The sequence below is a fragment of the Flavobacterium sp. KY-23415 genome (assembly GCF_055384985.1).
This window is the reverse complement of record NZ_AP044001.1, coordinates 3,628,283-3,646,851: the sequence shown is the minus strand read 5'-3', so window position 1 is coordinate 3,646,851 and position 18,569 is coordinate 3,628,283. Positions and strand designations below refer to the sequence as shown.

At 29.7% G+C, this 18,569-nt stretch carries 19 protein-coding genes; 6 read left to right on the top strand and 13 right to left on the bottom strand.

Annotated elements, in window-relative coordinates:
- The first annotated feature begins 69 nt into the window (after positions 1–69).
- Positions 70–579, top strand: a complete 510-nt coding sequence (locus ACZ49Z_RS15930) for a hypothetical protein (protein ID WP_464305288.1) — start codon at positions 70–72, stop codon at positions 577–579.
- Between the two features lie 51 nt (positions 580–630).
- Here the strand turns inward: ACZ49Z_RS15930 and can are convergent, their stop codons facing one another.
- The 4 genes from can to ACZ49Z_RS15910 form a co-directional block, all read right to left on the bottom strand.
- Positions 631–1,266 (bottom strand): carbonate dehydratase, encoded by a 636-nt coding sequence (gene can / locus ACZ49Z_RS15925; protein WP_464305287.1) that lies wholly within the window; start codon positions 1,264–1,266, stop codon positions 631–633.
- Between the two features lie 11 nt (positions 1,267–1,277).
- A complete protein-coding gene (locus ACZ49Z_RS15920) occupies positions 1,278–2,858 on the bottom strand; it encodes a SulP family inorganic anion transporter (RefSeq protein ID WP_464305286.1) in 1,581 nt (526 codons plus the stop codon).
- Between the two features lie 41 nt (positions 2,859–2,899).
- A complete protein-coding gene (locus ACZ49Z_RS15915) occupies positions 2,900–3,193 on the bottom strand; it encodes a hypothetical protein (protein WP_464305285.1) in 294 nt (97 codons plus the stop codon).
- A 111-nt stretch (positions 3,194–3,304) separates the two neighbouring features.
- Complete coding sequence (locus tag ACZ49Z_RS15910) at positions 3,305–3,784, bottom strand: Dps family protein (RefSeq protein ID WP_464305284.1); 480 nt, start codon at positions 3,782–3,784, stop codon at positions 3,305–3,307.
- A 108-nt stretch (positions 3,785–3,892) separates the two neighbouring features.
- On the opposite strand from ACZ49Z_RS15910, the gene ACZ49Z_RS15905 reads away from it, so the two are divergent.
- On the top strand, positions 3,893–4,834 hold the full coding sequence (locus tag ACZ49Z_RS15905; protein ID WP_464305283.1) for a LysR substrate-binding domain-containing protein: 942 nt from the start codon (positions 3,893–3,895) through the stop codon (positions 4,832–4,834).
- A 24-nt stretch (positions 4,835–4,858) separates the two neighbouring features.
- On the opposite strand, the gene ACZ49Z_RS15900 is transcribed toward ACZ49Z_RS15905, so the two are convergent.
- The 4 genes from ACZ49Z_RS15900 to ACZ49Z_RS15885 form a co-directional block, all read right to left on the bottom strand.
- The gene (locus ACZ49Z_RS15900) at positions 4,859–5,056 is read right to left on the bottom strand and encodes a hypothetical protein (RefSeq protein ID WP_464305282.1); all 198 of its coding nucleotides are present in this window, start codon (positions 5,054–5,056) and stop codon (positions 4,859–4,861) included.
- Positions 5,057–5,246: 190 nt separating this feature from the next.
- Positions 5,247–5,909 carry a tRNA (5-methylaminomethyl-2-thiouridine)(34)-methyltransferase MnmC2 gene (gene mnmC2 / locus ACZ49Z_RS15895; RefSeq protein WP_464308076.1) on the bottom strand — a complete coding sequence of 221 codons (663 nt, stop codon included), beginning with the start codon at positions 5,907–5,909 and terminating at the stop codon, positions 5,247–5,249.
- A 58-nt stretch (positions 5,910–5,967) separates the two neighbouring features.
- Complete coding sequence (locus tag ACZ49Z_RS15890; protein WP_464305281.1) at positions 5,968–6,411, bottom strand: hypothetical protein; 444 nt, start codon at positions 6,409–6,411, stop codon at positions 5,968–5,970.
- Positions 6,411–6,914, bottom strand: coding sequence for a DUF4920 domain-containing protein (locus ACZ49Z_RS15885; protein ID WP_464305280.1), 504 nt, complete (start codon positions 6,912–6,914; stop codon positions 6,411–6,413). Before ACZ49Z_RS15885 ends, ACZ49Z_RS15890 begins: the two co-directional genes overlap by 1 nt.
- A gap of 189 nt (positions 6,915–7,103) precedes the next feature.
- Between ACZ49Z_RS15885 and ACZ49Z_RS15880 the strand changes: the two genes are divergently transcribed.
- The 3 genes from ACZ49Z_RS15880 (at position 7,104) to ACZ49Z_RS15870 (ending at position 9,307) form a co-directional block, all read left to right on the top strand.
- Positions 7,104–8,171, top strand: coding sequence for a branched-chain amino acid aminotransferase (locus ACZ49Z_RS15880; RefSeq protein ID WP_464305279.1), 1,068 nt, complete (start codon positions 7,104–7,106; stop codon positions 8,169–8,171).
- Positions 8,172–8,207: 36 nt separating this feature from the next.
- A complete protein-coding gene (locus ACZ49Z_RS15875; RefSeq protein WP_464305278.1) occupies positions 8,208–8,774 on the top strand; it encodes a Crp/Fnr family transcriptional regulator in 567 nt (188 codons plus the stop codon).
- Positions 8,775–8,857: 83 nt separating this feature from the next.
- Complete coding sequence (locus ACZ49Z_RS15870; protein WP_464305277.1) at positions 8,858–9,307, top strand: carboxymuconolactone decarboxylase family protein; 450 nt, start codon at positions 8,858–8,860, stop codon at positions 9,305–9,307.
- A 51-nt stretch (positions 9,308–9,358) separates the two neighbouring features.
- Here ACZ49Z_RS15870 and ACZ49Z_RS15865 read toward each other — a convergent pair whose 3' ends face one another.
- On the bottom strand, positions 9,359–9,742 hold the full coding sequence (locus ACZ49Z_RS15865; protein ID WP_464305276.1) for a pyrophosphohydrolase domain-containing protein: 384 nt from the start codon (positions 9,740–9,742) through the stop codon (positions 9,359–9,361).
- 339 nt (positions 9,743–10,081) lie between these two features.
- Between ACZ49Z_RS15865 and ACZ49Z_RS15860 the strand changes: the two genes are divergently transcribed.
- Positions 10,082–11,167 (top strand): SRPBCC family protein, encoded by a 1,086-nt coding sequence (locus ACZ49Z_RS15860; RefSeq protein ID WP_464305275.1) that lies wholly within the window; start codon positions 10,082–10,084, stop codon positions 11,165–11,167.
- Positions 11,168–11,436: 269 nt separating this feature from the next.
- Here ACZ49Z_RS15860 and ACZ49Z_RS15855 read toward each other — a convergent pair whose 3' ends face one another.
- The 4 genes from ACZ49Z_RS15855 to ACZ49Z_RS15840 all read right to left on the bottom strand — a co-directional run bounded on the left by ACZ49Z_RS15855 (position 11,437) and on the right by ACZ49Z_RS15840 (position 18,374).
- On the bottom strand, positions 11,437–12,798 hold the full coding sequence (locus ACZ49Z_RS15855) for a transposase family protein (RefSeq protein WP_464304430.1): 1,362 nt from the start codon (positions 12,796–12,798) through the stop codon (positions 11,437–11,439).
- Positions 12,799–13,147: 349 nt separating this feature from the next.
- Positions 13,148–16,237 (bottom strand): lantibiotic dehydratase, encoded by a 3,090-nt coding sequence (locus tag ACZ49Z_RS15850; protein ID WP_464305274.1) that lies wholly within the window; start codon positions 16,235–16,237, stop codon positions 13,148–13,150.
- A 24-nt stretch (positions 16,238–16,261) separates the two neighbouring features.
- The gene (locus ACZ49Z_RS15845; protein ID WP_464305273.1) at positions 16,262–17,137 is read right to left on the bottom strand and encodes an LLM class flavin-dependent oxidoreductase; all 876 of its coding nucleotides are present in this window, start codon (positions 17,135–17,137) and stop codon (positions 16,262–16,264) included.
- Between the two features lie 34 nt (positions 17,138–17,171).
- Positions 17,172–18,374 carry a lanthionine synthetase C family protein gene (locus ACZ49Z_RS15840; protein ID WP_464305272.1) on the bottom strand — a complete coding sequence of 401 codons (1,203 nt, stop codon included), beginning with the start codon at positions 18,372–18,374 and terminating at the stop codon, positions 17,172–17,174.
- Between the last annotated feature and the right edge of the window lie 195 nt (positions 18,375–18,569).

Here is an 18,569-nt window from a genome sequence, read left to right as displayed (position 1 = left end):
TATAATAAATATATAATTCTATCGTTTAATGATTTAATTTTGCATAAACACTTAAAACTTAAAAGAAGAATGAAAAAATTAATTTTATCAATTTTTATCCTAACAGGATTAGCATTTAATGCTCAAGCACAAGATATATCTAAAAATGCCTTAGGTCTAAGACTTGGGGACAGTGATGGTTTTGGAGCTGAAATATCGTATCAAAGAGGACTTTCTGAGAAAAACCGTCTTGAGTTTGACTTAGGGTGGAGAAATAGAAATAATGCTTACTACAACAATGCTCGTTTTGTGAAATTAACAGGATTATACCAATGGGTTTGGAATATTGAAGGCGGATTTAATTGGTATGCTGGTGCCGGTGGAGGACTTGCAAATGGAAGTTATAACTATAAAATTAACGGCGATAGATATTCAGACAATTATACTTATGCTTTTATTGCAGGAGATATTGGAATTGAATATCTTTTTGATTTTCCTTTACAATTATCTTTAGATTTTAGACCTGAAATTTATTTTTCTGACAGAGTTAAAGATGATTACGGTTCAGATATTGCTATTAGTGCTAGGTATAGATTCTAAATAAAAAAAGAAAAGGAAATCGTTGAGATTTCCTTTTCTTTTTTTATTACCCTAAAACTTCAATTGATACACATCAGACAAGTCTTTATCCGAACTAAAATTTACTCCTAAATCTGTAACATAGCCTGAGTTTAAACCATAAACCCAACCGTGAATACTTAATTCTTGACCTTTTTTCCATGCAGCTTGAACAATAGACGTTTTTGCTAAATCAAAAACTTGTTCTTTTACGTTTAATTCTACAAATCTATTAAAACGATCTTTTTCATTTTCAATTCCATCCAACTCGGCTTGATGAAAACGATATACGTCTTTAATATGACGAATCCAATTGTCTATTACTCCAATAGAATCATTACCCATTGCTGCTTTAACACCTCCACAACCATAATGTCCACAAACAATTACATGTTTTACCTTTAAGGCATTTACAGCATAATCTAATACACTTAACATGTTCATATCTGAATGAACCACCATATTCGCAATATTTCTATGCACAAATACCTCACCTGGTTCTGCACCAATAATTTCATTCGCTGGAACACGACTATCTGAACAACCAATCCATAACAACGGTGGTTGTTGACCTTCTGCTAAATTGTTAAAATAATCTGGGCTAATTTTTAATTTCTCTTCTACCCATAATTTATTATTCTCAATAATTTTCTTATAAAAATCACTCATAATTTATTTGCTTATTTTGATTGTTTTCTTAATTTAAAAAATTCTATATAACTTTCAGGATTATCTACATCTCCTCTTTCCGACTTTAAATGAACAAAAATGTTTTTATTCTTTGCTTGCACTACAAAATCTTCTAATATCTCTATAACATCGTTATCCAAGTAGGTCGTTTTACGAATATCTAACTCCAAACGAGAATTCTCTGGAAGTGAAAATAACTCTCTCTGAATAGTTGCTTTATTCAAAAAAGTAATTTCTTCTGCAAAAGTCATTCTTGTCACTTCAGAGTCTTTACTTTCATTTTTATGCAAAAAGAATGAGTTCTGATAACTCTTTACCAAAACAACAATAACCCCAATAAACAATCCAATAAAGATACCCCATAAAAGATCTTTAAAAACAATAAAGATAACCGTTATAATAAACGGCACAAATTGCGTCCAACCTAAATCGAACATTTTCTTAAAAAGTGATGGCTTAGCGAGCTTAAAACCAACCACAATTAAAATAGATGCTAAGACCGATTTTGGAATATGATTTAGAAGGACAGGAATAGCTAAAACTGAAATAAGCAATAAAAACCCATGCAGAATCGCTGAAAATTTTGTTTTAGCATTCGACTGAACATTTGCAGAACTTCTAACAATAACTTGTGTAATAGGTAAACCTCCAATCAATCCAGAAAAAATGTTTCCTATTCCTTGAGCAAACAATTCTCTATTTGTTGGCGTAATATTTTTTTCAGGATCTAACTTATCGGTAGCTTCAACACTCAATAATGTTTCTAAACTAGCCACCAGAGCTAATGTAAATGCAATAAGAATAACATCTGTTGAAAAAACCTGACTAAAATCGGGAAACTTTAAATGATCTAAAAAACCAGAAAGGGTATCTGGTGCTGGAACTTGAACTAAATGCTTCCCTTCTATAGATAAGGCTTCATTATTACTAAAAAGAACCTGCAAAATTGTACCAATAAATACAGCTACCAAAGATCCTTGCACTATCTTAAAGAACTGATGCTTTTTAGTTAAAATATTATCCCAAAAAAGAATAATTACTAAACCAATAACACCAATTATTATAGACCCCAATGTTAAATTGTCTAAAACATGTGCGATAGCTGAAAAAGTATTTTCTCCTGAAATACCCCAGAAAAAAGTATCTGCACCTTCTTCTTCTAAATCGTACCCAAAAAGATGTGGTATTTGTTTTAAAATAATAATAATTCCAATTCCAGTTAACATCCCTTTAATAACACTGTTCGGAAAGAAATAACCAATCACACCTAACCGTACAATACCAAAAAGTATTTGAATAACACCTGCCAAAACAACAGCAGATAAAAATAATTCAAAACTCCCTAGCGTACCTATAGCACTTGCTACAATAGCAGCCAAACCAGCAGCTGGACCACTCACTCCTATTTTAGATTTACTAATAAATCCTACTACTATACCTCCAATAATACCTGCAATTAACCCTGATAAGGGTGGAGCATCACTTGCTAGAGCAATACCTAAACATAAAGGTAATGCCACGAAAAAGACAACAATACTCGCAGGAATATCGTTCTTTAAAAATTTGAACATAATAAACTTGATTTAATTTAAAAAAATGATTTTATACTTTTTTAAATTAATTCTGGTGGTGGTGAAAAAATAATCAAAGTTTGACTTTCAACATATTGATCATCAATTATAAAATGTTTTTTTCTAAAAATCATTTCAAAATCAAACAATACACAACTTTGAAAAATAGGAAGCACTTTTATTTCATTAAAACCAGCTATATTTTCTTCTTCCTCTTCTTCAGATAAGTTAAAAAAAGAAGAGACATCTGCACTATCATCATATAAAGAAATAATTGTTGGTGCAGACAGAAAAAAGAAAAAGAGAAGTAAAACTGTTTTACATAAAATCTTCATATCACAAATATAAAATTATTTTATAAGTGTACTGCTATTATTAACAAAAAAAACCATGCAATGCATGGCTTTTCGAATCAAAACACTGATTTATAACTATTTTAACTAAAATTAATTTTCCTCTCCCATCCAAGCATTCAACATCCAAATTGTTTTTTCTTGCTCAGAGATAAAATCGCTCATCATAGCATTTGTTCCTTCATCATCAATTTTACTCGATAAGCTTAAAATTGTCCTTTCAATTTGTAAAAGATGCCCTAAAGATGTTATAATCAACTCAACAGCAACAACATCCTTTGAAATATTTTTTCCAATTTCTAACTTGCTATTTTTTATATAATCCTCGAAAGTATGCAAAGGTGTTCCTCCTAATGTCAAAACTCTTTCTGCAATCAAATCGATTTTTATTTGAGAATCATTATAAAATTCTTCAAATTTAACATGCAAATCAAAAAATCGCTTTCCCTTAATATTCCAATGTAAACCTCTTAAATTTTGGTAGTACACTTGAAAATTAGACAACAATACATTTAATTCATTTACTAAAACTTTCGATTCTTCTTCTGGTAATCCTAAAGCATTGATTTTCATATTTTTTTTCTTATTGTTTTTATTAATTTCAAATTTAAAGAAAAAAAAACGACAAACTATATAAATCAAATTGATAGTTTTTATATTTTTATCAAAAATATTGATAGAATGACTATAACCCAACTATATTATGTTTTAGCAGTTGCAGAGCATAAAAACTTCACATTAGCAGCAGAAAAATGTTTTGTAACTCAGCCCACATTGAGTATGCAAATTCAAAAATTAGAAGATGAACTTGATATTTTAATTTTTGACAGAAGTAAAAAACCAATTTTATTAACAGAAATTGGAGAAAAAATTGTAAATCAGGCAAAAAACATCGTTAATGAGGCAGGACGTATTAAAGATATTGTAGATCAACAAAAAGGATATATTGGAGGAGAATTTAAAGTAGGAATAATACCTACAATTATGCCTACTTTGCTTCCTATGTTTCTAAATAATTTTATTTCAAAATATCCAAAAGTTAACCTTGTTATTGAAGAAAACACAACGGAAGAAATAATTAATAAACTAAAAAATGGACACCTAGACTGTGCCATTGCCGCTACTCCCTTAGAAGAAGAAACAATTAAGGAAATCGTTCTTTATTACGAACCTTTTGTTGCCTATGTTCCAGAAAATCATTCTAGTTTTGAGAAAAAAGAGATTGAAATTAATGATTTAGATTTAGATAATATCTTATTATTACAAGATGGCCATTGTTTTAGAAATGGTATTTTAAATTTGTGTAAGAATAATAAATACTTAACCGAAAATCATTTTCAATTGGAAAGTGGGAGTTTTGAAACACTTATTAAATTAGCCGATGAAGGTCTAGGAACTACACTACTTCCATATTTGCACACACTTGATTTGAATGAAAAAAACAAAACAAAACTACGACCATTTGTTAATCCAAAACCAGCAAGAGAAGTAAGTCTAATTTTTCCAAAAAATGAATTAAAAATACATATTATCAATGCATTAAGAGACTCTATATCAAGCATTGTTAGAGGAGCAATAGCTTTTCATGATGTAGAAATTATTAGTCCTAAACTAAAAAAATAGAGGAGCAAAAGCTCCTCTATTTTTTTATTGGTTAATATGGATTAAACATTGTTTTAATTCTGGTTTTTCTTCTGTATATTTTAATAACCAAGTCATAAGTTGGTCAATTTCATAAGGTAACAACACTTTGATTGCTTTTTCTAATTCCTTACAGAAAAGTAATGGATCAAAACTCACTCTTTCAAGTATAGATTTTGAATAGGAATACATAGATCTAGACATACAATTTATTAAATTTTTGATTAGACTAGGGTAAGAACTTATTGTAAATATAGCACTTTATTTTAAACCTCTCTAGTTCAAAATGTGAAAAAAATGCTAAAATTAAGTTCCTAACTTTCTTTTTTTTCGTTAGCAAAACTAAATACATAGCATTAAGTACAGATGAATCTAGTATTAATAAAAAGTAAATCTATTTTTTAATCGCTCTCAACATTTCTCGTTTTCCAGGAGCACCAGGTAGCTTTTCAACAGTAAAACCAACTTCCATCATTGCTTTCTTAATCACACTTCTACAAGCATAAGTTACCAAAATCCCACCTTCTAGCAGAGCATCATACATAATCTTAAAAATTTCTGTTCCCCATAATTCTGGTTGAACATCAAAACCAAAAGCATCAAAATAAATTAGATGATAAGCGTTAACGTCTTTAATGTCATTAAAAAATTGCTTTCTCTTTTCTAATAAAAAATAGTCAGTGACTTTATTTTTTTGCTCCCAAGACACTTCATGTAGCAATACAAAGAAATCTTGCTTGTCTTCAACATTTAGAGAAGTTGCATAATTTAAATTTCCTATTTCATTATTCTCAATAGGATATGCTTCTATTCCAACATAATTAATATATTGCTTTCTCTTTTCTGCCTCTAACAAAGTAATAAAAGCATTCAAACCTGTTCCAAATCCTACTTCTAAAATTGAAATAGAATCCGTTTGAACAAGATCTAAACCGCATTTAATGAAAACATGCTTCGCTTCTTGGATGGCACCAAATTTTGAATGGTATGTTTCATTCCAATCTGGAAGATGAATTGTTGTTGAACCGTCTTTTGTTATGATTATCTCTCTTTTCACTACTTTTATTATTTGATACAAAGAAAAAAGTTTAAGAACAAATCTTAAACTTTTTAATCTACTTTATATATAATTTTTTAATTTTCGGTATCGGTCCACCACACTTTACTTGATGGCATTGAATGCAAGCGTCAATACCATTATTAAAATGTGCTTTTGCATTTTCAGGATCTTTATAAATCAATTCTTGAGCTTCTATAAATTTCTTTGCTTGCTCCTCAAAGAAAGCATCCTTATCTGTTTCATCTGTTAAAACAGCACTGTGTATTCTTGTAAAATGTTGAGGAAATGCTCCAATAGTATCTCCATTAATAATTCGATCTTTCAATCTTTGGTTATCAACATACATTTGTTCCATTAATGCTGCCATTTCGGACATTTCATACATTTCAAAACCTTCTTTCTTATCTTTCGTTTCAGATGTACATTCTTTTTGGTCACTTGTTATAGAGTTACAAGCGCTTAACCCGAATAAAACCAATAATATTATACCTTTTTTCATTATTTAGCGATTAAAACACCATCTGCCATAAAAGAATAAGTCACTTTTGGTGCAACAATGCTATCAATTGCTTCTTGCGATTTTCCTGCATCTTTTGCATAATGCTTCAAATCCTCTACAGATTCAATACTAACAAATGCTTTACCATTAACAACTGCTTCTTTATCTTTAGCGTTCATAGGAACGAAAAAAGCATAATCTTTAAATTTTACAAATGCTTTTTCTTCATTTGCTAAATCTATTTTCATCCAACAGCCTTTCTTTTGACAAACATCTTCAATATTTGAAGTAAATTTTACCTGAATTGTATCTCCTTCTTTCATCGTTTTATATTTGTCGAGTAATTCTTCTTTAGAAATTGCTCCATCAGCGGTTATAGAATTTCCGAAAGTAGCATACTCAACCTTATTTTCTGCAACTTCTTCTACTACAGAGGCTTCTTTTTTTTCTTGGCAGCTCATTGTTAATAAAGCAAAAGCACCAAAACAAATTATTTTTTTCATGTTTTTTATCATTTTAAACTGATTATTCACAAAAATAAATATTTTGTTTAAAAATGCTACAAAATTGTTAACAATATAGATTTAATTTTTCCAAATCCTTCTTGAAAAAGATTCCTTTTTTACTAAATTTGCACTGAATTTAATAAGAGTTACTCTTCTTAGGTTAATATTCACATTACACAACTAAAAATGGAAATTAAAAACTTAGAAAACGTTGACATTACTTTGTCTCCAACTTCAAAAATTAATGAAGTAGATTTCGATAACCTTTCTTTTGGAAACACTTTTACCGATCATATGTTAGTTTGTGATTATGAAAATGGTGTTTGGAAAAAACCTTCTATTGAGCCTTATGCCCCTTTTATGATAGACCCTTCCGCAAAAGTTTTTCACTATGGACAAGCTATTTTTGAAGGTATGAAAGCATACAAAGACAATCAAGATGATGTTTGGTTATTTAGACCAGAGCAAAATTTTGAACGCTTTAATAAAAGTGCAACTCGAATGGCTATGCCAGAAGTGCCAGAAGAGGTTTTCATGGGTGGACTTAAACGTTTACTAGAAATTGAAAAAGATTGGGTTAAAAAAGGAGAAGGAAACGCACTATATATTAGACCATTTATGATTGCAACAGGAAAAGGTGTTGTTGCCGCTCCTGCTGTATTCTATAGATTTATGATTATTTTATCTCCGGCAAAATCCTACTATTCTGGTGAGGTGAAAGTAATAATTGCAGAACATTTTAGTAGAGCTGCAAACGGTGGAATTGGTGCTGCAAAAGCAGCTGGAAATTATTCTGCACAGTTTTACCCAACAAAACTAGCCAATGAGCAAGGCTTCCAACAAATTATTTGGACAGACGATGCAACGCATACAAAATTAGAAGAAGCTGGAACAATGAATGTTTTCTTTAGAATTAATGATACGTTACACACTGCGCCTACTAGTGAAAGAATCCTTGATGGAATCACTAGAAAAAGTATTATTGATTTGGCTAAAAGAGAAAACATTGATGTAGCTATTCGTCCTGTTTTAGTAGAAGAATTAGTTGAAGCTGCTAAAAACGGAAGTTTAAAGGAAATTTTTGGGGCAGGAACAGCAGCGGTAATTAACCCAATTATTGGCTTTTCTTATAAAGAAGAATATTTTGAATTACCAAAAATAGAGAACTCAATTGCTTTAGATTTGAAAAAGAAATTAACAGCTATTCAATACAAAAATGCTGAAGACACTTTTGGTTGGACAGTAAAAATATAATAACAACCTAAATTAAGGTTTAAAACTTTACTTCAAATGGAACAACATCTAAAAGAATATTTCAATAGATATGTTTCATTTGAAGATAAAGAAATCCAAACTTTTTTATCCAAATGCGAATACAAAACTTACCAAAAGAAAGATTTTATACTTCAAGAAGGTAACATTTGTAAGCATCAATATTTCATTCTTGAAGGTCTTGTTCGCTCCTTTTATATTGATAAAAAGGGAAATGAAAAAATTACTCAATTTGCTATTGAAAATTGGTGGTTCACGAATATGGAAAGCTTCATAAAAGAAACACCCTCAGATTTATTTATTCAATGTATAGAAGACTCTAAAATACTAATGATAAATAACGAAAATCTTGAAGAACTATATATTGCAATTCCAAAACTAGAACGATTATTCCGTATAATTAATCAAAATATGATTATTGCAATTCAGAAAAAAAATGATTTTCATTCTAAACTAAAAAGTAAAGAACGTTACTCAAATTTAGTCGAGAATTATCCAGATTTCGCGCAAAGAGTTCCTTTATTTATGATTGCATCCTATTTAGAAATTACTCCCGAATACCTTAGTGAAATTAGAAAGAAGTAGTTTTTTTTATTTCTTAAGATATCTTAATTTCTAAGAAAAAACGCGAGCCTAGATTTGTACTATAATTTTAAAAAACACAAATTATGGAACGAATTGCATTTGAAAGAATACCAAAAGGAATGGTAGAAAGCTTAATGAAAACCGAAAATTACATTAAAGAAACATCTCTAGAATTCAACCTTTTAGAGCTTATTCGATTGCGTGTTTCACAAATTAATAAATGTGCTTATTGTATCGATATGCACTATAAAGAATTGAAACATTCTGGTGAAACTGAGTTACGATTATCAACTTTGAGTGTTTGGCAAGAAACTCCCTTTTTTACTGAAAAAGAAAAAGTAACACTTCTATTTGCTGAATCATTAACAACTATCAACCAAAGTGAAATTACAGCTGCTATGTATAAATCTTTAACCTTTTTCTATGATGAAGAAGCAATTTGCAACTTGATACTTGTTGTTGCGCAAATAAATTCATGGAATAGAATTGTTAAAACACTAAGGTTTATTCCTGGTAATTATATCGCAAAATAAATTGCACTAAAAATAGGCTATTCGAAACTTTTCGGATAGCCTATTTATAAATTACTTTAGTATAGCTTCAAAATTTGGTTTAAAATAATTAGGACCCTTCATTACCTTTCCATCTTCTCTATAAATAGGTTGGCCATCTTCTCCCAATTTACTCATATTACTTCTTTGAATCTCATCGAAAACAGCTTCAATTTTATCTTGAAGTCCGTGTTCTAAAATTGTTCCACATAAAATATACAACATATCGCCTAAAGCATCTGCAATTTCAACAATATCATTCTTTTGAAGAGCTTCTAAATATTCTTCATTTTCCTCTTTCATTAATTCAAAACGCAAAGCATTTTTCTGTTCTCCTAAATCTGCTTTCAATTCTTTACTAACTCCTAAACCATAAGTATTGTGGAATAATGCGACTGCTTCTAACTGTTTTTTCATTTTTATTCTTTTAAAATTACTTTTAACTCAAAAAAATTAAATTTTAATTCATTTTATAACAGTAAATATATCTAATTGAGTGCTACATTTCATACTTTTGTAAAAAAAATAATCATGTTTTCAACAGGCCAATGGTATTTTGCAATTTTCTTTGTAATTGCATTTGTTTTTATAATGATCTATGTATATAAAAAAGATTTAAAAGAGCTAAAACTTCAATATAAAGGTATCTACTGGATTTTATTTGGTTTTTTGCTGTTTATCGGATTATTATTTGTAATAAAAATCTATTTAAAAGAATAATTTTTTATATTTGATAAACATCTTACCCCTCAAAAAATGAGAATTGCTAAATATATTTTACTTCTAATATTATTACTATCCATAGCTTTTACTGTCTTCATTGCCACGCAACCAAGCGAGTTTAGTATCGTTCAAGAAAAGACCATTCAATATCCTAAATCAAAATTATTTGATTTTATCAATGATACTAAAAATCTAGTAGATTGGCATCCTAATTTAAGCAATCAAGATAACGAAAAATATAGCTATTCTGAGACTACTATTGGAGAAGGAGCTTTTATAAAATGGAAAAAAAATAACATAGCAATAACGAAAGTCTATAACCAAGACTCCATTTCTCAAATTGAAAATATAGATGGGGAAGAATACAAAACAATTTGGACATTTAAAGAAGAGAAAAACGGAACCACAATTACATGGGGAATTAAAGGTAATCTGAGTTTTAAAGAAAAAGTCATGGCTCTTTTGAAAGGAAAAAACAATTCGACTATTTCTGAATATTTAAAAAAAGGATTAAAAAATATAGATGACTTTTTGGTGAACGAAGTTAACAACTTTAGTGTTTCTCTTGATGGATTGGTTACTAAAAAAGAAACATTCTTTATTCAACAAAAAGATTCTTGTGCTATTGCCGTGTTTCAACAAAAATCGGAAGGTTTATTAAAAAATATAAATACTTTCGTTGAAGACAACGGAATTCAAAGAAATGGAGATTCGTTCATATCATTTACTAATTGGAACGAAACAAAAGGCTATGTTGTGTACGCTGTTTGCGTGCCTATAGATGAAGAAATTTTAACAACACCTCTTAGTGATATTACAGGTGGATTAATGGAAGAATTTCAAGCTGTTAAAGCCACATTGAAGGGCGATTATAAAAACAGAAAACACGCTTGGAAAAAAGCACTTGATTATTTTGAAAATGAAGAAAAAGCCGAGTTTGATAAAGATGAAACAAAAGTATTGATTGAATCCTATAAAACTAGTAGAGTTACAAATAATAAAATCAAACCTTCTCAATTTGTTACAGAAGTTCTTATTCCTATTAAGAAAAAAGTTGTGAAGCCTATCATTAGAAAACCTGTTGCAACTCCTCCAACGAGCGACACAATTACTAATTGATAAATTTATTGGTTTTCAAATTTAGTTTAAAACTATCTCCTTATAGTGATAACCCTTACAGCATCTAAAACTTTGACACGAATTACTCGAATTAGGCAAATTCAGAAGTAACAAGATTTTTTGAAAAATACTTTAAATAAAAACCTCAATTCATATTAATATAATTGAGGTTTTTTATTTTGTAGTAAAAATTATATGTTTTTATGATTTTTAAATTTGATATTTCTCAACAAGACGCACTTTTCCTATAAAGTATTTTTTTGAATACTTTACGCTGCTAGTTGTGTTTGATTTTTGTAAATTCTTCTTCCTATTTCTTTAGCATTAGCTGTATGTATTCCGAAAAAAATCCAAAGCATTTCACTTTTCTTGGTTCTAGCTTTTATCTTTCGTAAATTATAGTGCTCTTTTTCTTTGCCAAAACTACCTTCTAATCGAGTAGCTCTTTCTTTTTTAATTTCTGAGGCTAGCTTCTTTCTATGCTCTTCGTGTTTTCCAGCTTTTCCTTTTCTAACAAAGTCTGTTTGTATGTTATTTGTGGACGAAAAAGTTCTGTTTTTATTTGTGGCATAAATAGCATCAGCTCCAGTAATTCTTACTTTAGTTTTAGTTAGATTTTGTGCGCAAAATATACTGTTTTGAAATCGAGTTCCTTCGTTAAAGGCACGGTATTCTATATGTTCTATAAAATTGATTCCATCAATTTGAATTTTATTTACTTTTGCTCCAAATTCTACTTGTTTTACTTCTTTACCACGCACAATTGGGCGAATATAACTTTTATTTATGCTAACAATTCTATCGGGAACGCTTTTTCCTGTTGCAAAAATTTTTGATTGTTGTTGGTAAATAAGACGGATTATTCTGCGTTGTTTGCTGTATTTTGTGGTTGGCTCAAAGGAATATTGATTTTCAATTTTACTCAATTCTCCATTAAGTTTATATAATAATTTCAGAAGACCACGAGTCATTTTTGTTCGTTGCTTTGCTGTTTTTTTTCTTTTTCTAGAATACTCATTGTAGCGTTTACACCAATCAATATATTTGGTTCTTGGAAGTTTTATTTTTAAAATGCCACATAATGATTTCATTTGATTATAATTCCACACAATACATTCCCAAAGTAGTTTCTCATTGGTAGGAAAACGCAACTCACTCTCATAACAAGTGGCATCTATCAAGACTTTGTCTAAATCATTCATATAAGGTAGCCAGCTTTTAGCTAATGTTTCTTGAACTTTTCGAACATCTAATTTTTTGGCTAATTCCATTCTTATTTGGCTAACTATTTTAAAATTTGTAAGCGGGGAATCTAGAGGTAATACAATATCACAAAAGTATTGCATGTAAACATTTCCGTTTAACAACTCGATTAGTTTAGCATCAGAACAACCATAATAGTTTTTTAGCATCATCAAGGCAATCTTACCTTTAGTACTAAAAATGCAATCTGGACCTTTTTTGCACGCTTTCAATTTAAAACTTTGAGAAAGTTCTGAAAAAGGTGTAGCTAGATGAATTTTACCTAAATCAGACTTTAGAAATTGCTCATAAAAAACATTAAAATCTTCATTGATAATATTTAAAGGCAATTTGTGCTGAAATTCACTTATTCGTATTATTTTTGACATACATATTTAAAAGAAAACCCCGTTTTTGACTCTTTTTGAGCATTCTCGGGGTTTATTTCTTCTAAAATACAAATTAAATAACTGATAAGCAAGTATTTATTTAATTGTGAATGTGCCGAATTATCATAATTCAATCTGAACAATTCGTGTCAAAAAAATACAGTTTTGACTGCCATTTAAAAACGAAACTGTTGTAAAAACCAACAATCATCTCATTTTCGACCAAAGGGAAAAATCAAATAGTGTTGACAATGTTCACCTTTACAAAAGTAACCAAATAAACGTTAATTTATAACTTTTTAGAAATCCATTCTGTCTAATTTAATTTTTACAATTAGTCTTTTATAAGCTATACAGGAATTTTTTCATATTTTTTTCGAGCAATGAATGATTTATAATGTCTAGAAAGTAATTCATAGATTATAAATTCATTATGTCTTTGCCTCGCATTAAAAATTCTATTGTGCATCATGTGAATATAACTGAATACTAAATTATGAAATTCTTTATCTTCATATTGAACATTTAAAGTTGCAATTATCGTTTTATTTGCACTACTCCTTTCAGATAATAATGCTAATAAAGGAGCAATTTCTCTTTCTGCATCTTTTTCTAGTAACATTAAATCTTCAACTTCACTTCTCATCTTTCTGTACTTATCATTCAATTGTTTTCGAAGAAATGTGTCTCCTTTGTTTTCAAAGAAAAAATTTTCTGCTACTTTTTCTGTAAAAGCAGCTTTTTGTTCTAAATCTAATCCAAAGTCATCTAAATATTGATCTGTACCTCTCAAAGCAATTTGCCATTTTATTGTAATGCCTATTTCTGGATCCAAATAATTGATAAAATTAGCACAAAACATACTATCAATAAAAAACAACTCTTCTGTAGCTTCTATTTTATCGGCACCATAACGTTCAATTTCTCTATTATAGGTATCTAACTGAACCTTTGCTATTAATCCGTTATCATGCAAGGAAGACAAAGCTGTGTTAATTTCATTCATTACACCATCAAACTCATTAGCATTGGTTAAATGCAATCTAAACCTCAAATGATAATCCGTATCCACATAGCGCAAATAGAACCATTTCTTAATTGTACCTTTTTCTATGAAGTTCTCAATAACAGGTAATATAATTTCTGTTAAAATATAATCTGATGTCTTTACACCACAATAAATCTTAAAATAGAGCCATTCACTACCCGGTAAAAATTGTCGAGAAATTAGTATATCATTTTCGTTATCAAAATTAATTTTCGGAAACTTCGTCGAGTCGTTCAACAAGATAGCAACACATTCATTTGTGAAACCATTACCCGCTGAATCCTTAATTAATGGCTGTTTAACATCGAATAGGAATTCTTCTAAATGAATAGAATTTCTTTTTTTAATTGTATCTATAAAAGACAAAACAGCTATTTCTTCTTCCGAATTAATTAATAATTCATTATCTCCGTCCACTAATAAAAATAAGTTGGGCAATTCAAATTTATCTTTAAAATCATGAAACGCTTTTATTGTTTTCTCCTTATTATTGTCTTTTAATAAGCCTTCAAAATCGGTTTTATTCAATTGCCAAGTTGCCGCTTTTAAAACTACATTTTTATATTCTACACGGGGTAAAAAATTAAAATGAGACGCTAAAGCCCCCCAACTAAAATATAGAGAAGGTTTTTTATAAAATTGCAATTGCAAATCACACAGAAAATGATAAACAGGTAGCGAATTGAAGCTAAAATTATGCGCATTACCTAATCTTGGAATAATCTGTTTGTTCAGTGTTTTACTGCGAAGTATAATATTCCCGTTTCTAACAGAAACATACAAATCGGATATTTTAATTTGAAATTGATTCTCTTTGTTTGATTTAGCTAAATAAGCCATTTCATAGTTTCTCATTTCTGGTCGAGAAAGAATATTACCTATCCTACTTTCAGGCAAGTGCACAATTTCTGCTAATATACTATCATTAGCTTGCAATTCTTCATGTTCTGTAATAGTATTTATTATTTCGGCAATAGCTGCATTACCATGTCCAAAACGCCCAATAAGTAAATTGGCAGTAGCTCCCGCAATGGCATCTAATTGTATTTTTTCTGTTTCAGCGTTTAACACATTAAATTTGATTGCAAATGAATGTGGCAAATTTGTATTGGTATAATCAACATCTTTGAAATCATCTTCAGATATTGTAATGCACTTTGCTTCATCTTTATAAGAATTAATAAGAAGCTCAAATAACCTCTTTTGTAATAATGTCCATTTAATTTCATAATCTTGTTGGTTATTGCCAATAACCATTTCATCAATCAAATAGTTCACTCCAACGGTATCTTTATTCGGATAACCCAATCCATTTTCAACATCTAATACTTGCAATAATGGCATTTCTGCATCTTCATAGCGTTCTAAATAATTTTTCTTGAAATTTTCTAGATTGGCATTGCTATAGTTTGGTGTAATTTTATTTAAAAAACCAATAACCTCTGTAATCGTTTCTTGAATGGTAGTGCTTAACTTTGCTGTTTCTGTTCTATAATATAAATCGGTTTGAAAAAGATTGGTTTCTGGAATGTCTTTTAGAAACGTTTTTATTTTATGGTGCAAAGCTTCATAGGCTTGCTCTTTGTTAATAACATTATCATCGATCTTGTTTAAATCTTCTTTAATTTCTAGAAGTAACTGAATTGTACTTTCTAATTCTTTTGAAGGGTGTTGGGTTTGTATTTCGCTTAATTTATCAAGTATCACATCATAAAACTCTTTACCTGTAACACTAGGTTCAAAATCACTTACCAAAAGTTGGTATGAAATTAATTGTTTTATAAAAGGCTGTGCGTCTTCCTCTTCTATTCCTAAATTTACTAAACCATTTACCAAATCGGTTGCTGTCTTCCCTTCTATTGCATTTTCAAGGATACTCTCTAAATATTCTGAGAAATCTACTTTACTAATTTTGTGCACTCTTCTTCCTGCACTATAATAATACTCAACATAACGATAAAATGAATCTATTTGGTAGATACTATTATTTGGATAATACTTTACATAAGGTTGAATAAAATCTTTGCTTTCAAGTTCTTTTGCCAGCATGCAAATTACATTCATATCTGGCCGCGTTCTTCTTTTAATTTTATTATCCAGGTTCTCATTAACTATGATCTCATTAACATTCGCAAATTCACCAGTACCAAGTCCTGCAAATAAGCCAAAGGGAGTACATCTAGAACTTGCTCTACTAAGATACTTATAATAGGCAATTTCTAATTTTTTAATTTCTTTTTGACTCGTTATTTTTCCTTCCAAATACTTTTCATATTCTCTTCTTAATGAAGGTGAAGTAATATAGATTGCTTCCGAAAATAAAGCATCTGTTGTACTTTTCAAAAAAGGATATAATGGGGTTCTAAAAATAAATTTCGAAAGGTATTTCATTTGCAATTTGTTTAAAATTGAGTTCTATGCGGTTACAGTGTTTTTCAAAACTTTCATTAATAGTTGTTTTTCTTCTAATGTTTCTCCTAAATTAAGGATAATGATTTCGTTAACCTTATATTTATTGGCTTGTTCCTCTAAATAAGGTTTTAAATCTTCGGGTTTACCAGAAAAATTAATACTAATGTTATTGGTTCTTTCTTGAATCTCTAGCACTCTTTTTTCATCTTGACTACAAAATGCACTTAGTGTTATATTGACAACAACTTCTTTCTTGTGCTTTTCAAAATAGGCTTCTTTTAACTCATTAATAATTTGAGGAGAAGGCAATTCGGTAATAGTATGAAACAAAGACAGAGAAAAATTTGTTTGCTCTTGAATTACAAACTCTTTACTTGAATTGCTTGTCCCTAAAATCCATATTTCTGGAGATTCACCTTGTTTAGGAGGCAAGATAATGTCATGAACCTCATCATTAATAAAGCTTTTAATTTTTTTAACTCTATTAAAAAAATCCTCCATGTTTTTTTTCCAGTCACCACCATCAACAAGTTCTAGAATTTTATGCAGTTCAGTTTTTCCTTTTGCCAAACCCAAATCAATGCGAGAAGGATAGAGATTAGCGAGTAGTTTGTAGTGATAGGCTGTGGTCATGGGTGCATGCAAACCAACTAGCACACCAGCAGCACCAATTCTTATATTTTCTGTATAGCCTGCCAACAAAGGCAAAATTAAATCTGGATTTTTCCATGCCAAATTATCTTCGTGGTGCTCACTCAACCAATATCTTGAAAAACCATTTTCTTCTGCTAGTTGTACCATCTCGATAGTTTCATGAATAGTTGAAATGGCATTAGAATTACTTCGAATTGTTCCGAAATCTAAAATTCCATATTGCATAATTCTATTTTATTTTTTTATTTTATAGCCTATCTTAAAGCATTAACGCTTTTTTCCAAGGTAATTCTTTCTCCATCAATGTTTCTAAAAATACCATCCCAACACCAGTAGCTCCTTCTAAAAGACTAGGGTTGTATTCAAATATTTTTTTTCCACCTAAATATGTTTTATAGCCCGCTATTCCGTCTTCATGCACTGCATGATTTAGAGTCATTTGTAACCAATAATTAGCAGTTTCCAAAAACAACTCTTCATTAGTTAGCGCATAGAGTGTTCTATAGACCGCTACCAAACCACAACTCCCATGACAAAAATTGCCGTCGGCTACATTTTCTTTAACAACTTCTCTTCTTGTTGCAGTGTGTTTTAATATTTTTAATGCATAGTCTTTCAGTTCATTATCTTTCAAAAAATCTCCTGCTCTATATAATTCTGTACCAATACCCAAATCGCCATAACACCAAGCCAAACGACTTGTAAATGGCTGATGGTTTTCTAATTTAATCCATGATGGAAAATAACTTCCATTAGTTGCTATTGGGTTTTGATATTTTTTATAGACCGTAATTATTCTTCTCAAGGCAACTACCAATGTTTCAGAATGTAACGCTTTATGTTTTAAGCAGCGCACGAGGTAGTGCATAATAGCTGCCATTCCGTGAGACAAACTTAAATTTATAACCTCTTCTGTTTCATTTCCCGTCTTTATGATAGATGAAATATAATGCAAAGTCTCCTCTTCTGCATTATAGTTTCCTTTAGCTATAAGTTTTGCATTAAACTCATTTAAAAACGAAAAACAACTTGGAAATTTATGCGCAATATCTAATAGAAAATTAGCAGGTCCAATAGCACCATGCAGGAAATCGAAATTTTCTTCTTCCGCTTTTTCCATCATATAATTTGCTATGTTAGGAATTGCTTCTGAAAAATATTCGTCAAAATCAATATCAATATGTCCTGATTCTAACAAGTTGTTCAAAGCCCAAAGAAATCCTGTAACACCATTAGAATAACTAAAGTCAATGTAATAATGGCCATTATTAATATTGTTATATATGTTTACAATAATTTCTTCAACAAGTTCTAAATATTTCTCTTCTTTAGTATATTCTGCATAATAACTCAATAAAAATAATGAACCCGTATTTCCAGACAACAAACTCATGCTATTATAATTATGACTGATAATTGTATCTACAATTTGTTTGGTCTTTTTTTCTAGAATTTCTTTCATGCTTTACAATTTCATTTAAAAGCGATAGCTTATAAGAAAACTTATCAAAATGCGATAAATCTACCCTATAAAGTAAATTTAATATTTTATTAGGTACTAGCATTTAGTATGCTAAGCAGTTAAAGCCTACGAAGCAATCTATAATTTTAGACAGGTTAACATCTTTTTAGTTCCTTAATACTACTCTTTTAGCTA

Bases quoted from the DNA above. Each gene is read 5' to 3' on its own strand.
- ACZ49Z_RS15840 (WP_464305272.1), bottom strand. From the start codon at position 18,374: ATGAAAGAAATTCTAGAAAAAAAGACCAAACAAATTGTAGATACAATT.
- ACZ49Z_RS15890 (WP_464305281.1), bottom strand. From the start codon at position 6,411: ATGAAAAAAGGTATAATATTATTGGTTTTATTCGGGTTAAGCGCTTGT.
- can (WP_464305287.1), bottom strand. From the start codon at position 1,266: ATGAGTGATTTTTATAAGAAAATTATTGAGAATAATAAATTATGGGTA.
- ACZ49Z_RS15850 (WP_464305274.1), bottom strand. From the start codon at position 16,237: ATGAAATACCTTTCGAAATTTATTTTTAGAACCCCATTATATCCTTTT.
- ACZ49Z_RS15905 (WP_464305283.1), top strand. From the start codon at position 3,893: ATGACTATAACCCAACTATATTATGTTTTAGCAGTTGCAGAGCATAAA.
- ACZ49Z_RS15920 (WP_464305286.1), bottom strand. From the start codon at position 2,858: ATGTTCAAATTTTTAAAGAACGATATTCCTGCGAGTATTGTTGTCTTT.
- ACZ49Z_RS15865 (WP_464305276.1), bottom strand. From the start codon at position 9,742: ATGAAAAAACAGTTAGAAGCAGTCGCATTATTCCACAATACTTATGGT.
- ACZ49Z_RS15900 (WP_464305282.1), bottom strand. From the start codon at position 5,056: ATGTCTAGATCTATGTATTCCTATTCAAAATCTATACTTGAAAGAGTG.
- ACZ49Z_RS15885 (WP_464305280.1), bottom strand. From the start codon at position 6,914: ATGAAAAAAATAATTTGTTTTGGTGCTTTTGCTTTATTAACAATGAGC.
- ACZ49Z_RS15855 (WP_464304430.1), bottom strand. From the start codon at position 12,798: ATGTCAAAAATAATACGAATAAGTGAATTTCAGCACAAATTGCCTTTA.
- ACZ49Z_RS15845 (WP_464305273.1), bottom strand. From the start codon at position 17,137: ATGCAATATGGAATTTTAGATTTCGGAACAATTCGAAGTAATTCTAAT.
- ACZ49Z_RS15915 (WP_464305285.1), bottom strand. From the start codon at position 3,193: ATGAAGATTTTATGTAAAACAGTTTTACTTCTCTTTTTCTTTTTTCTG.
- ACZ49Z_RS15880 (WP_464305279.1), top strand. From the start codon at position 7,104: ATGGAAATTAAAAACTTAGAAAACGTTGACATTACTTTGTCTCCAACT.
- ACZ49Z_RS15930 (WP_464305288.1), top strand. From the start codon at position 70: ATGAAAAAATTAATTTTATCAATTTTTATCCTAACAGGATTAGCATTT.
- ACZ49Z_RS15910 (WP_464305284.1), bottom strand. From the start codon at position 3,784: ATGAAAATCAATGCTTTAGGATTACCAGAAGAAGAATCGAAAGTTTTA.
- ACZ49Z_RS15875 (WP_464305278.1), top strand. From the start codon at position 8,208: ATGGAACAACATCTAAAAGAATATTTCAATAGATATGTTTCATTTGAA.
- ACZ49Z_RS15860 (WP_464305275.1), top strand. From the start codon at position 10,082: ATGAGAATTGCTAAATATATTTTACTTCTAATATTATTACTATCCATA.
- ACZ49Z_RS15870 (WP_464305277.1), top strand. From the start codon at position 8,858: ATGGAACGAATTGCATTTGAAAGAATACCAAAAGGAATGGTAGAAAGC.